The following is a 14129-nucleotide window of genomic DNA, read 5'->3' as shown; positions in this document are numbered from 1 at the left end:
CCCGACGTCAGGGCGATCGCGAACATCTCACTCTGACTGGATGATCCCCGTTCGACGCGCAGGTTCGGTCGTGATTGATGGTTCGCGGACTGGCGCTGCAGAAAAGGCGGGCGCTGAAACCCCCTTGCTGAAACTGGCTTCCCTCGTCCCGAAACTGCGATACAAGCAGAGAACCGAAAGGTTTCGGTATAGCGGAGGAGGTCAAATCTGATGACAACGCTGAAGGATGTCGCGAAAAAAGCCGGGCTGTCGATTACGCAAACCAGTCGGGCACTGAACGATCATTCGGATGTCAGCGCCGCCACACGTGAACGCGTCAAAGAAATCGCGCTGACGCTGCAATACCGGCCGAATCTGTCGGCACGCAAGCTGGTTTCCGGCAGGTCCGGACTGGTCGGGCTGGTCGTTCCACGCACGAAGGATCTGGCATCGGACGGCCTGTTTATCGAGGTGGTTTCAGGCCTTTCCACTGAATTTTCCTTGCGTGACATGCAGTTCGTTCTGCATGTCACGCAACCGGAAGAACCGATCATTCCCGTCTACAAACGTCTGGTCGGAAACGGCGCCATTGACGGCTTCGTGTTGATCGACCCACGCGAAGATGATCGACGGGCCGCATTTCTGTCCAAAGCCAAAGTGCCCTTTGTCGTCCATGGCAGGATCGGCCCCAACCCCAAACATGCCTATTTTGATATTGATAATGAAAAGATTTTTCGCGGCATCACGCGCCATCTGTCGGCTTTGGGCCATCGCCGTATCGTATTGCTGAACGGAATCGAAGATCGAACCTATGCCGAAGCGCGAAGCTGTGGTTATCGGCATGCGCTTGTCGATTCGCGAATCGATCCGTCCGAGGCGATTATTCGGTCCGGCGCGATGACGGAATCCTTTGGTTTGATTTCAACCGTCGATCTTTTTTCGGGCCCCGAACCACGTCCGACAGCGATTATCTGTGGCAGCGTCCGCATCGCCAAGGGGGTCTATCAGGCGCTGAATGCCCTGGGTCTTTCCATCCCGCGCGATGTATCGGTTTTTGCGCATGATGATCATATTGCACAAATACAAACAGAGGCTTTTTACCCCGCTCTTAGTGTCACGGACGCCCCGATGCGCGACAGCTGGAAGCCCTTGGCGGCCTGTCTTGAGGGGGCAATTTCCGGCGCGCCACTGTCAGAATTACAGGTAGTTGGGCCGTATCGCACCATCCTGCGGCAGTCGACGGCGGCCCCTTGCCAGTAAACTCACCCTCTGCGAGAATATTCATTGACCAGTTCAGATGTTCGCGCTAACAAAACCGAAACGTTTCGGGGGCGTCTAAAGATTGACTGAGTGATCCGCACAAGACGGATCAAGGGGAGAATGCCTGTCAGAGATGATCAGGCAATACTGGGAGGGAATGCCAGATATGACTACCAAACTATTCAAGACAGGTCTGTCCGCCTTGGCGATGAGCACCATTCTGGGTGGATCGGCCTGGGCTGATGAGGTCAGCTATGTCATCGGCGCGGTCGGCAATGCCGTTCAAGTCCTTGAAGAGATGGTCAAGCCCTGGGAAGAGCAAACCGGCCACACGGTCAAGATCGTGACGATGCCGGCTTCGACCTCGGATCAGTTCGCCCAGTATCGCCTGTGGCTGGCGGCGGGCACCACCGATATCGACCTGTATCAGACCGACGTGATCTGGGCACCGCAGTTGGCTGATCATTTCGTCGACCTGACCGAGGCTGCAAAAGACGTCCTGCCACAGCACTTCCCATCGATCATCGAAAGCCAGACTGTCGATGGCAAACTGGTTGCGATGCCGCTGTATACCGATGCGCCGGCACTGTATTATCGCAAGGATCTGTTGGAAAAATACGGCAAGGAAGTTCCGACCACATGGGAAGAACTGGCCGCAACCGCGCAGGAAATCCAGGACGGAGAACGCGCGGCGGGCGCCAATGATCTTTGGGGTTATGTCTGGCAAGGCAACGCCTATGAAGGCCTGACCTGCGACGCGCTGGAATGGGTCAAGTCATTTGGCGGCGGTCAGATCGTCGAAGCGGATGGCACCATTTCGATCAACAATGAAAATGCCGCAAAAGCCATTGATACTGCGGCAAGCTGGGTCGGAAGCATCAGCCCGCCCGGCGTCCTGTCCTATCAGGAAGAAGAATCCCGCGGCGTCTGGCAGACCGGCAATGCGGTCTTCATGCGCAACTGGCCCTATGCCTATGCCTTGTCCTCAGGCGACGACAGTGCGGTGAAGGGCAAGTTCGACGTGGCTCCGCTGCCTTCGGGCGGGGAGGGTTCGGCGGCCACGCTGGGCGGCTGGAACGTCGCCGTGTCCAAATACTCGGACAATCAGGACGCGGCGATCAGCCTTGCGCTGTTCCTGTCCAGCGCAGAAGGCCAGAAGTTCCGTGCCTTGGAAAGTGGCCACCTGCCCAGCATATCTGCCCTGTATGAAGATGCTGAAATTGCAGAAAAGGTTCCGCTGATCCCGCGCTGGAAAGAAGTGTTCGAAAGCGCGGTTCCGCGTCCTTCCGCCCCGACCAAGGGCAAGTATAACGAAGTTTCGGCCAAGTTCTGGTCAGCCGTGCACGAAACATTGTCGGGCAACGGCACTGCCGCCGAAAACCTTGAACTGCTTGAGCTGGACCTTGAGGACGTCAAGGGGTCGGCGTGGTAATCTGACGCGCTGACATCTCTGCGCATTCGGTTGGGCGTTCCTCGCGCCCGACCGTCATCGGCCCCACCGGGCCATGTCGAGGAGATTTTTCAATGACCGACCAAGTTATGGCCCAAGCCAGCGGTCCCAGTCTGCAGCAACGCAGACAAAGGGCAGCGTTCTGGTTTCTGGCACCGATGCTGGTTGCGCTGTTTTTTGTGGCCGCATGGCCGCTGCTGCGCACAATCTGGTTCTCCATGACCGACGCCACGCTGTCGAACCTGTATGACGCAGAGTGGATCGGTTTCGGCAATTATCTGCAAGTGCGCGAGCTGTCTTCGGGGCGCACCGTCTATCGCGGCACGCTGGTTGATCCCGACTGGTGGAACGCGGTCTGGAACACGGTCCGCTTCTCGTTCGCATCGGTCTTTTTCGAAACCATCTTCGGCCTGATCGTCGCACTGGTGATGAACGCCGAATTCAAGGGGCGCAGCATTGTTCGCGCCGCCATCCTGATCCCCTGGGCCATTCCGACCATCGTTTCCGCGAAAATGTGGGGTTGGATGCTGAATGACCAGTTCGGGATCATCAACGATATCCTGCTAAACCTCGGCCTGATCGACCAGAAGATCGCCTGGACCGCCAGCCCGGAAACGGCCATGACGGCTGTGCTGATCGTGGATGTCTGGAAAACGACGCCCTTCATGGCGCTGCTGATCCTTGCCGGTCTGCAAATGGTGCCGCGTGACATTTACGAAGCGGCGCGCATCGACGGCATCAACCCGGTCAAGGTGTTCTTCAAAGTCACCCTGCCCTTGATCAAGCCGGCACTGATGGTCGCAGTGATCTTCCGTCTGCTGGACGCGCTGCGGATCTTTGACCTTGTCTATGTGCTGACGCCAAATTCCTCGGCGACAAAAACGATGTCGGTCATCAGCCGCGAAAACATGATCGACTTTGACAAATTCGCCTATGGCGCCGCGCAGTCGACATTGCTGTTCGCCATCATCGCAGTCTTCGTCAGCCTGTATATCTGGATTGGCCGCGTCGATCTTTCAGGGGGGCGTGACTGATGCAACAGCATAAGCTTCTGAAGAACATAGCGTTCTATGCTCTGGTCATCGTGATTGTCGTCTTTGCGGTCTTTCCGTTCTATTACGCCATCGTGACCAGCTTCTCGACGGGATCACAGCTGTTTCAGGTCAATTACTGGCCAAAGGCGTTCAACTGGGCCAATTATGAAGCAGTTCTGGGCGGCCGGAATTTCCCGCGCTCGATCATGAACTCGCTGTTCATTGCGGGCTGCACGGTGGGCTTTTCCCTGTTTCTGGCTGTGACGGCGTCCTATGCGCTGGCGCGGGTTCGGTTCCGTGGGCGGGGCCTGCTTCTGATGACAATTCTGGCTGTATCGATGTTTCCGCAGATTGCCGTTCTGGCGGGTCTGTTCGAACTGGTGCGCTTCCTTGGCATCTTCAACACGCCTTGGGCGATGATCCTGTCCTACACGATTTTCACCCTGCCCTTCACCGTTTGGGTGTTGACCACCTTTATGCGTGATCTGCCGGTCGAGATCGAAGAGGCGGCAATCGTTGATGGCGCAAGCCCGTGGGTCATCATTACCCAAGTATTCCTGCCGCTTTTGTGGCCGGCATTGGTGACAACGGGCCTGCTGGCCTTTATCGGGGCCTGGAACGAATTCCTGTTTGCGCTGACCTTTACCAGCTCGGAATCCCAGCGAACGGTGCCGGTGGCCATTGCCATGCTGTCGGGCGCTTCCGCGCAAGAAATTCCGTGGGGTCCGATCATGGCGGCCTCGGTCATCGTGACCGTTCCGCTGATCGTCCTCGTCCTTATTTTCCAACGCAAGATCGTAGCGGGCCTGACCGCTGGCGGCGTGAAAGGCTGAACCCATGGCCAGAATTGAACTGAAGAACGTCAAGAAATCCTATGGTGCCGTCGATGTTATCAAGGGCGTAGACCTTGATATCAGAAAAGGTGAGTTCATGGTTTTTGTCGGCCCGTCGGGCAGCGGCAAATCTACCCTTCTGCGCCTGATTTCGGGTCTGGAAGACATCACCTCGGGTGAGATGCGGTTCGACGACCAACTGGTCAACAACCTCGTTCCATCCGATCGCGGCATTGCGATGGTGTTCCAAAGCTACGCGCTGTATCCGCACATGAAGGTCTATGACAACATGGCCTTCGGGATGAAGCTGGCCAAGGCGGAAAAGGCGGAAATCGACCGCCGCGTTCGTGAAGCCGCAAAGATGCTGCAGATCGACCACCTGTTGGATCGCCTGCCCAAGCAGCTTTCCGGTGGTCAGCGTCAGCGCGTCGCCATTGGTCGTGCCCTTGTTCGCGATCCGCGCGTGTTCCTGTTCGACGAACCCCTGTCGAACCTGGATGCGGGCCTGCGTGTCGCAACACGTCTGGAAATCGCCAAGCTGCATCACAGCATGGAAGACACGACCATGATCTATGTGACGCACGATCAGGTCGAGGCGATGACCCTTGCCGACCGGATTGCGGTTCTGCGCGACGGCCTGCTGGAACAGGTCGGCACCCCGGCCGAGCTTTACGAGCGGCCGAACTCATTGTTCGTTGCCGGTTTTATCGGCAGCCCGAAAATGAACTTTCTCACCGGAAAGTTCGCCGAGGCGAAAGGCTGCAAGACATTGGGTATCCGTCCCGAACATATCAACGTCGTTGCAGAGGGTCAGGGCGAATGGAGCGGCGAGGTTCTTCATGCCGAAGATCTTGGCTCGGACAACTTCCTGTTCGTCGAGATCGGCGCGGATGAACCCCTTATCGTGCGTCAGCCGGGCAAGCTGAAGATCGCGCTTGGCAGCCAGGTCTCGTTGCAGCCGCGCCCCGAAAAACTGCATCGCTTCGATCACAACGACGCCCCTATTCGCTGACCTCCACAAGCAGCGATTTACCTAACCACCGTAAAAAACCCGCGGACCAACTCCGCGGGCACGAAACAGGAGTGCAAGATGACCATTCGCGTGACTGTGTGGAACGAAAACGTCCACGAGCAGGAAAACAAGATTGTCGCTTCGGTTTATCCCGATGCGATTCATGGCACGATTGCCAATGCCCTGAACGCAGATCCGGGCATAACCGCGACAACCGCGACCCTGCAAGAAGCGGACCATGGCCTGACCGAAGAAAAACTGGCCAAAACGGATGTTCTGTTCTGGTGGGGTCACAAGGCGCACGGGCAGGTCAGCGACGCCATCGTCGAACGCGTCTGCAATGCCGTCTGGTCGGGTATGGGCATGGTTTTCCTGCATTCCGCCCATTTCTCGAAACCGTTCAAGCGGTTGATGGGCACGCCCTGCAACCTGACATGGCGCGAAGCCGGTGAGCGTGAGCGTCTTTGGCTGACCTCTCGCAATCATCCGATCGCTGCCGGTCTGCCGGATCATTTCGAGTTGGAAAACGAGGAAATGTATGGCGAACCCTTTGGCGTGCCAGAGCCGCTGGAAACCGTTTTCCTCAGCTGGTTCTCGGGTGGTGAAGCTTTCCGGTCCGGCCTGACCTACAAGCGCGGCGCGGGCAATGTGTTCTATTTCCGCCCCGGCCACGAAACCTATCCAACCTATCACAACGACAACGTGCAGCGCGTGCTGCTGAACGCGGCGAAATGGGCTTATAATCCCGCCCCGCGTCTGGCCGACCCGAATGCTGCCCCGAACGTTCCGGTGACCGAGGCGTTGGAGCCGATCGAAGAACGCGGCCCGCGTCTGCATCAGGCCGGCGAAGCAGGTTATCGCTGATGAAACCGATCCGTTTGTTGATCCTTGGCACCGGCGGCATGGCGAAAAACCATGCCGAAGGTTTCGCCCAGATCCCCGGCGTCGAACTGGTTGCGGGCGTGGATACACGCCCCGAACAATTGGCCGCCTTCTGCGAGGCCCACAATATCCCGAACGGCTTTGCCACGCTGGATGAGGCTTTGGCCTGGGGCCAATTCGATGCCGTCACCAACGTGACACCGGATGCCGCGCATTACCCGACGACCATGCCACTCTTGGCGGCGGGCAAGCATGTGCTGTGCGAAAAGCCCTTGGCGACGCGGGCCGACCATGCCGAGGAAATGGCCGCCGCCGCTGCCAAGGCAGGCGTCGTCAACATGGTGAACCTGTCTTATCGCAATGTCCCTGCCCTGCAGATGGCCGCCCAGATGGTCCGCGCAGGCGATATCGGCCGGGTCCGTTATTTCGAGGCCTCCTATCTGCAAAGCTGGCTGACTCAGCCCGCTTGGGGCGAATGGAGCACGGAAAGCCAGTGGCTGTGGCGTCTGTCGACCGCGCATGGATCAAAGGGCGTTCTGGGCGATGTCGGCATCCATATCCTTGATTTCGCGACCTTTATCGCGGGCGAGGATGCGACGCAGGTGTCCTGCTTGCTAAAGACCTTTGACAAGGCACCGGGCGGCAAGATCGGTGACTACACGCTGGATGCCAACGACTCGGCCACGATGCAGCTTGTGCTGGAAAATGGCGCTTTGGGCACTGTTTCGGCGACCCGCTTTGCCAGCGGCCACCTGAACGACCTGCGGCTTAGCATCCATGGCGACAAAGGCGGGTTGGAGGTTTATTTCGAAAACCGTGTCAGCCGCCTGCGCGCCAGTCTGGAAGCGGACCTGCAAACCGCCGAATGGCACGAGATCGAGACCCCCGAGGTCGAGCCGATCTATCCCCGCTTCATCGCCGCCATTCGTGGCGAAGGCGCGGCAGATCCTGACTTTGCCCGCGGGGCGGCGTTGCAACGCCTGCTGGATCGCGCCGAGGAATCCGCCCACCAGAACGGTCTGTTACTGTCCGTTTGAGGGGCATGATGGTGGCGCCACTCCTTCTGGCGCCGCCAACTTTGTCGCAATTCATTGTGTCCGATTTTCACCTTGTCTAAGGTTGTCATGCCGTCATTTCAACGGCACGGATTTCATGGACAGGATGGACAAGATGAAACGGACCACGTCTGGCAAGGTAAGTGTCGGCATGGCTACCCCCTTCCACTTCGCCGCTTTCGCGCTGGCTTTGGCAACGGCAACCATTGGTCTGCTTGGGGCGAGCCGGGCTGATGCGCAGGATACGGCCCCCACACTCTATTTCTCGGCAATCCCTGACGACGATGCGACCAAGCTGATGCAGCGGTTTTCCGGCGTCGCCGATTATCTGGAAGAACAGCTTGGCGTTCCGGTCGAATATGTCCCGGTCAAGGATTACGCGGCATCGGTTGTGGCATTCCGCAATGACCAGATCCAGCTTGGCTGGTTTGGCGGCCTGACCGGTGTGCAGGCGCAGCTTGCCGTGCCCGGCTCGCAGGCAATTGCGCAGGGCGATGAAGACATGGCCTTTGTGTCCTATTTCATCGCCAATGAAAGCACGGGTCTGGAAAAAAGCGATGCCTTTCCAATGGCCGCCAAGGGGATGAGCTTTACCTTTGGTGCGCAGACCTCGACCTCGGGTCGCCTGTTTCCAGACTACTATATCCGCAAGGAAACAGGTGAGGCCCCCGATGAATTTTTCTCGAAAGTGGGCTTCTCGGGCGATCACGCCCAGACTCTGCGACTGGTTTCAACCGGCGCCTATCAGATCGGCGCCCTGAACTATACCGTCTATGACGATGCCGTGGCGCAAGGGCTGTCCGAGGTCGAAACGACACGTGCCATCTGGCAAACGCCGCCCTACCCTGACTACAACTGGACCATTCGCGGCGATGTCGATGCCCGCTATGGCGAGGGCTTCACTGAAAAGGTCAAGGCTGCGCTGATCGGGATGGATGATCCCGACTTGCTGTCATCCTTTCCGCGCAAGGCATTTGTCGAAACCTCGAACGAGGCGTATGTGCCGATTGTCGAAACGGCCCGCGAACTGGGCCTGCTGGACTGAGGCAATGCTGCATCTGGATGGCGAAACGCTTGCCTATGGCAAGACCGTCGTGTTGTCGGACGTGGATTTCCATCTGCGCCCGGGCGAGCGTGTCGTCTTGCTGGGTCGCAGTGGCAGCGGCAAAAGCACGTTGCTGAACGCGGCCTATGCGCGGCTTGTCACCCAGATGCCCGGCAATGTCGCCCTTGTGCCCCAGGAGAACGGCCTGGTGCCGCAGCTTTCGGTATTTCACAACACCTATATGGGTCGTCTTGATCAGCACAGCGCGGCCTATAACCTGCTGAACCTGATCTGGCCGCTGGCATCACAACGAAACCGGGTGGATCAGGTCTTGCAAGATGTCGGCCTTGCGGGGATGGCACGCAAACCCGTCGTCTCACTGTCGGGGGGGCAGAAACAGCGGACGGCGCTGGCCCGCGCGATCCATCGAGGTGGTCATATCCTGATCGGCGATGAGCCGGTATCGGCCGTCGATGAACGCCACGCCGCGCAGCTGATCCAGACGCTGGCAGACCGATTTGAAACGATGCTGCTGGCGCTGCACGACATCGCCCTGACACGACAGATTGCGACCCGCATCGTCGGTATCAAGAATGGGCGGCTGATCATCGACAGGCCCGCCGCAGAGGTTTCGGATGACGCGCTTGATGCCCTCTATCACCGCTGAGGCGGGCGCGGGCTTGCGTCCACGCATCAGCATCGCGCTGGCCTTTCTGTTTCTGGCCATTGCGTTGCTGCCTGTCGCGGATCTGAACGTCGCGGGCCATGATCCCTGGGCCGAATTGGGCCGCATGGCGACGGGGCTGCTGTCACCGGATTTTGCGGCCATCGGATATCTAAGCTATACCGCCGCCCTGACCGTCGCCTTTGCCATCTGTGGCGTGGCGGTCGGTGCGGGCGCGGGATTTTTGTTGACGCCCCTCTATCACATCCTGCCCATCAGACTGTTCTGCGTGGCGATCCGTTCGATCCACGAACTGTTCTGGGCAATCCTGTTGATGCAGATCACCGGGCTGTCCGCGACAACCGGTATTCTGGCAATCGCCATTCCTTATGCGGGCATCTTTGCCAAGGTCTTTTCCGAGTATCTGGACGAGGCCGACCCCCGCCCCGTCCGTTCCATACCTGCGCGCACCGACGTGATTTCGGCCTTTTCCTATGCCAGATTGCCCTTGGTGCTGCAAGAATTCGGCACCTATACGCTTTACCGGCTGGAATGTGCGCTCCGCTCCAGCGCGGTTCTGGGTTTTGTCGGACTGCCGACATTGGGCTTTCAGCTTGATACCTTCTTCAAACAGGGGATGTATGGCGCGGTCGCGGCTGTGCTGATCATCTATTACCTGCTGATCGCCACCATGCGCCTGTGGATGCGCTGGCCGCTTGCGCCGCTTTACCTTCTGGCTTCCATCGGCTTTCTGGCATCGCTTCAGACGCCCCCGATGGCCGCTGGAATGCTAAGACGGTTTCTGACCTACGACATCGTGCCGGCACCATTGCGCAACGGCGATCTGTCGCAAACGGAAACGTGGCAGCGCTTTGGCGAGTGGTTGCACATGCTGACCTTCGATCAGGCGCTGCCCGGCCTGGCTGCCACCATGATCGTTGCGCAATTGGCGCTGGTTCTGGCTGGCATCGTGGCACTGATCGGCTTTCCGCTGATCCTGCCCTTGATCGTTGGCCGAGCGGGCGCATGGGCCGGTCATATCGGTCTGGTCATAGGACGTTCGACGCCAGAATATATGCTGGCTTATGTCCTGCTCCAGATCTTTGGTCCCTCGATGCTGCCCGCGATCCTCGCGCTTGGTCTGCATAACGGGGCCATCATCGCCCATCTGATGGGTCACCAATCCCGGCACCTTTCCAAGGATCTGCGCCCCGATGCGCCGAAAGGCATAAACCTTTACGCGTGGGAAGTGTTGCCGCGTATCTATGGAAATTTTCTGGCCCTGTGCTTTTATCGCTGGGAAATCATCGTCCGAGAATCCGCCATTTTGGGCCTGCTGGGCGTGTCCACCATGGGATATTATATCGGCACCGCGATTCAGGAATTGCGAACCGACCGGGCAATATTCCTGCTATTGGTCACGATGATCGTCACCATGGTGATCGACGTGATCTCGAAACGATGCCGCACCTCGCTTGGGCTGGACGGATTGTCCAGCCACGCCAGCACGAACCGCTGCTAGCTGCGGATCGCTCCGTCGCCGGTGACCAGATACTTGAAACTGGTCAGTTGCTCGGCTCCGACCGGGCCACGGGCATGCATCTTGCCGGTGGCGATGCCGATTTCCGCGCCCATCCCGAATTCCCCGCCATCAGCGAATTGGGTCGAGGCATTGCGCATCAGGATCGCACTGTCCAGACCACGGAAGAACCGGTCCGCAGTCGCATCATTTTCCGTCAGAATTGATTCCGTGTGCTGGCTGCCATAGCGGCGAATATGCGCAATTGCCTGATCCACACCTTCCACCAGCTTGGCCGCAATGATCATGTCCAGAAACTCGCGCCCGAAGTCATCGGGCTGCGCCACAACGGTGCCGGGAACATTCGCCAGATCACCATCCGCGCGAACCTCGACCCCTGCCGACAGCAGATGGTCAATGATCGTCGGGCCGTTCTTGTCATAGAATGCCCGGTCGATCAGCAAACATTCCGCTGACCCACAAATTCCTGTGCGCCGTGTCTTGGCATTCAGCACCACGCGACGCGCCTTTTCAGGATCGGCGTCTGCATCGACATAGACATGACAGATCCCCTCCAGATGCGCAAAAACCGGCACCCTCGCCTCGCGCTGCACCAACCCGACCAGCCCCTTCCCACCACGAGGGATAATCACGTCGATCAAGCCCTGTGCCTGCAACATCGCGGTCACTGCCGCGCGGTCACGCGTCGGCACCAACTGGATCGACGCCTCGGGCAGTTTCGCCTGACGCAAACCTTCGACCATACAGGCATGGATCGCCTTGGAACTGTGCAGGCTTTCCGACCCGCCACGCAAAATCACGGCATTCCCCGACTTCAACGCCAACGCACCTGCATCGGCAGTAACATTCGGACGGCTTTCATAAACCACACCGATAACCCCGATCGGCGTACGCACACGTTGGATATGCAATCCATTCGGACGATCCCATTCGGTGACGACCTCGCCCACCGGGTCGCGCTGTTCGGCTACCGCGCGCAAACCATCTTCGATGCCGCGCAGGCGGTCTTCGTCCAACTTCAGACGATCCAACATGGCATCGGACAGACCCTTCTGCCGACCGAACTCCATATCTTTTTCGTTGGCTTCAAGGATTTCCGGCACACGATTCCGGATTTCATGGGCCGCGCCAATCAGCGCGGCGTGTTTGCGATCCGCTGTTGCCTGCGCAAGCTCAATCGCTGCTGCGCGTGCCGCTTCGCCCATCTGGATGATCAGGCCCTGCGCCTCGATCTCATCCTTCATGCCAACCTCCTTGGCGCCGTTGTGAATGTGACGCCCGATCTGACGGCCCCTGCGGGCCGGGTCTTTGCATAGCCTTAATCACGTTCAAACAGGAGTCCCAAATGAACATCCGCTTCGCCGCAATCCCCACCGACATCGCCCGCCTCTATCGTCAAGGCAAGCCAGACGCCTTCGGACTTTCGCCCGAATATCAGGCAGCATCCAGCGGCACCGGCACACCCTGCCGACATTGCTTGCAACAAGTCCCGGCAGGCAAACCTTATCTGCTTCTCGCGTATCGTCCGTTCAAGGGGCTGAACCCATATACGGAAACCGGACCGATTTTTCTTTGCGCCGACGATTGTCCGGCCGCAAGCTCAGTATTTCCCGATAAAATCCTGACCGCCGCGCATTATATCGTTCGCGGCTATTCGGCGGACGAACGTATCATCTATGGTAGCGGGCAAATCGTAAACACAGTCGACATTCCGCTGATCTGTCACGACCTGCTCGAAAACACGGAAATCGCTTTCGTTCACGTCAGATCAGCCAGCAATAATTGCTTTCTCTGCCTGGTCAGGCGCGCCTGATCCTGCTTGGGTCGGGAAATATCCTCGGGGGGTGCGGGGGGCAGAAAGCCCCCCGGCTCATCGCGGGACGCAATTTGCATCACAAGACATAATCGATCATGGGCCAAAGATGGTCATGGATCGAAAACCAGTCTGAAAAAGAAGAAATGGCGCGGTTGACGGGGCTCGAACCCGCGACCCCCGGCGTGACAGGCCGGTACTCTAACCAACTGAGCTACAACCGCGCTATATTTTGGGCGACAAGGTGTAAGTGGCGCGGTTGACGGGGCTCGAACCCGCGACCCCCGGCGTGACAGGCCGGTACTCTAACCAACTGAGCTACAACCGCACACTCACCTTTCCCGGCTGATCGCCCGCCGGGGTGAGGGGCGGTTTACGCAGACACTGCGTCCCCGTCAAGGGCGCGTTACAAAAATATCGTTCCCGGCGATGCGAAAATTCGCGATGCGTGATATTTACCTTGGATAGCTGATCCGACCCCCACAACAGGGCGCAGGAACGCCGGTTGTCAGCGGGCCAGAGGTCGGCAATCCACGCAGCACGCGAACGGCCAACCATCCAAAGGCCTGCGCCTCCAACATGTCGCCGTCAAGCCCGGCAGATTCGACCGGCTCCACCCGTGACGGCAATACGGCCTGCAGCGCCGCCATGATCGTCTGATTATGCCGCCCCCCGCCACAGACCAGAACCGTTGCGGGCGTCGAGGGCAAGAAACGAAATCCCGCAGCGACAGAATGGGCCAGCGCCGCAACCAGCGTTGCAGCGGCATCTGCATCAGACAGCGTGGCGACAGCATGAACCAGACCGCTGAACTGGTCGCGGTCCAGCGATTTGGGCGGCTGCCTCTCAAAGTAAGGATGCGCCAGAAAATCGGTCACGATCGCCGGGTTCGCCCGCCCGGCTGCGGCCAGCAGGCCATTGTTATCGCGGCTCTGGCGCAGGCGGGTGCGGACAAGATCATTGATCGGCGCGTTGGCTGGGCCTGTGTCAAAGGCCAGACAGGCGCCCGCAGCATCTGGTGCAGCCATCGTTGGATCGACCCAGGTGATGTTGCCGACGCCGCCAAGGTTCAGAAACGCTACCGGTTCGGGCGGCAACTTATCCTGCTGGATGGCCCATTCCGCACAGGCCCAATGAAACAACGGGGCCAGCGGCGCACCTTCGCCACCCTGCCGCACATCTTCGCTGCGAAAATCCCAAACCACCGGACGCCGCACCCTGCGCGCAAGATCGGCGCCGCTTCCAGCCTGATGTGTACCAGCGCCCTGCGGATCATGCGCCAGGGTCTGACCGTGATATCCAATCAGCTGCGCCTCGGGGAAATCGACCGCGAGCGCTGCGTGACTGGCAACGGATATCTCGGCGGCCTCGGCGACGCCATCCCCGCCCTGCCAGCGGCCAAGTGCGCCGTGCAGCACTGCACCTTCGTTATCTGAATAGGCGCGAAAGCCGCTGCGGCCAAATCCGCCGATGCGCATGCCATCCGTGTTGATCAGCGCCGCATCGACCCCATCAAGCGACGTTCCCGACATCATCCCAAGTGCGGTAATCATCATGCTTTC

13 protein-coding genes and 2 tRNA genes are annotated in these 14129 nt (G+C 58.9%); 11 read left to right on the top strand and 4 right to left on the bottom strand.

What is annotated here, in order from left to right; genetic code table 11:
- The first annotated feature begins 210 nt into the window (after positions 1-210).
- The 10 genes from H4P12_RS00670 (at position 211) to H4P12_RS00625 (ending at position 10736) form a co-directional block, all read left to right on the top strand.
- Positions 211-1239, top strand: a complete 1029-nt coding sequence (locus H4P12_RS00670) for a substrate-binding domain-containing protein (RefSeq protein WP_187791673.1) — start codon at positions 211-213, stop codon at positions 1237-1239.
- Between the two features lie 166 nt (positions 1240-1405).
- Positions 1406-2671 (top strand): ABC transporter substrate-binding protein, encoded by a 1266-nt coding sequence (locus H4P12_RS00665; protein ID WP_246448765.1) that lies wholly within the window; start codon positions 1406-1408, stop codon positions 2669-2671.
- Between the two features lie 92 nt (positions 2672-2763).
- A complete protein-coding gene (locus H4P12_RS00660) occupies positions 2764-3723 on the top strand; it encodes a carbohydrate ABC transporter permease (protein ID WP_187791672.1) in 960 nt (319 codons plus the stop codon).
- Entirely contained in the window at positions 3723-4556 is an 834-nt protein-coding gene (locus H4P12_RS00655) for a carbohydrate ABC transporter permease (protein WP_187791671.1), read from the top strand. The genes H4P12_RS00660 and H4P12_RS00655 overlap by 1 nt, the downstream gene beginning before the upstream one ends.
- A gap of 4 nt (positions 4557-4560) precedes the next feature.
- Entirely contained in the window at positions 4561-5568 is a 1008-nt protein-coding gene (locus H4P12_RS00650) for an ABC transporter ATP-binding protein (protein WP_187791670.1), read from the top strand.
- A 78-nt stretch (positions 5569-5646) separates the two neighbouring features.
- Positions 5647-6432, top strand: coding sequence for a ThuA domain-containing protein (locus tag H4P12_RS00645; RefSeq protein ID WP_187791669.1), 786 nt, complete (start codon positions 5647-5649; stop codon positions 6430-6432).
- A complete protein-coding gene (locus tag H4P12_RS00640) occupies positions 6432-7487 on the top strand; it encodes a Gfo/Idh/MocA family protein (RefSeq protein WP_187791668.1) in 1056 nt (351 codons plus the stop codon). The genes H4P12_RS00645 and H4P12_RS00640 overlap by 1 nt, the downstream gene beginning before the upstream one ends.
- A 169-nt stretch (positions 7488-7656) precedes the next feature.
- Entirely contained in the window at positions 7657-8550 is an 894-nt protein-coding gene (locus tag H4P12_RS00635) for a putative selenate ABC transporter substrate-binding protein (protein ID WP_187792429.1), read from the top strand.
- Between the two features lie 4 nt (positions 8551-8554).
- The gene (locus tag H4P12_RS00630; protein ID WP_187791667.1) at positions 8555-9217 is read left to right on the top strand and encodes an ATP-binding cassette domain-containing protein; all 663 of its coding nucleotides are present in this window, start codon (positions 8555-8557) and stop codon (positions 9215-9217) included.
- Positions 9198-10736: a PhnE/PtxC family ABC transporter permease gene (locus tag H4P12_RS00625; RefSeq protein ID WP_187791666.1), complete on the top strand. Its 1539-nt coding sequence runs from the start codon at positions 9198-9200 to the stop codon at positions 10734-10736. The genes H4P12_RS00630 and H4P12_RS00625 overlap by 20 nt, the downstream gene beginning before the upstream one ends.
- On the opposite strand, the gene H4P12_RS00620 is transcribed toward H4P12_RS00625, so the two are convergent.
- Positions 10733-11998 (bottom strand): glutamate-5-semialdehyde dehydrogenase, encoded by a 1266-nt coding sequence (locus H4P12_RS00620; protein WP_187791665.1) that lies wholly within the window; start codon positions 11996-11998, stop codon positions 10733-10735. The two genes, H4P12_RS00625 and H4P12_RS00620, sit on opposite strands and share 4 nt — an antisense overlap.
- Positions 11999-12099: 101 nt before the next feature.
- Here H4P12_RS00620 and H4P12_RS00615 point away from each other — a divergent pair, with 101 nt between their 5' ends.
- A complete protein-coding gene (locus H4P12_RS00615) occupies positions 12100-12567 on the top strand; it encodes a DUF1203 domain-containing protein (RefSeq protein ID WP_187791664.1) in 468 nt (155 codons plus the stop codon).
- Positions 12568-12714: 147 nt separating this feature from the next.
- On the opposite strand, the gene H4P12_RS00610 is transcribed toward H4P12_RS00615, so the two are convergent.
- From H4P12_RS00610 to H4P12_RS00600, 3 genes are all read right to left on the bottom strand, one after another.
- Positions 12715-12791 (bottom strand) — tRNA-Asp (locus tag H4P12_RS00610).
- 27 nt (positions 12792-12818) lie between these two features.
- Positions 12819-12895 (bottom strand) — tRNA-Asp (locus H4P12_RS00605).
- Between the two features lie 127 nt (positions 12896-13022).
- Positions 13023-14123 carry an anhydro-N-acetylmuramic acid kinase gene (locus tag H4P12_RS00600; RefSeq protein WP_187791663.1) on the bottom strand — a complete coding sequence of 367 codons (1101 nt, stop codon included), beginning with the start codon at positions 14121-14123 and terminating at the stop codon, positions 13023-13025.
- Between the last annotated feature and the right edge of the window lie 6 nt (positions 14124-14129).

The organism is Paracoccus amoyensis (assembly GCF_014490725.1).
GTDB classification, from domain to species: domain Bacteria; phylum Pseudomonadota; class Alphaproteobacteria; order Rhodobacterales; family Rhodobacteraceae; genus Paracoccus; species Paracoccus amoyensis.
Note: the sequence above shows the minus strand (reverse complement) of the source record. Positions and strands in the feature narration are given on the sequence as shown.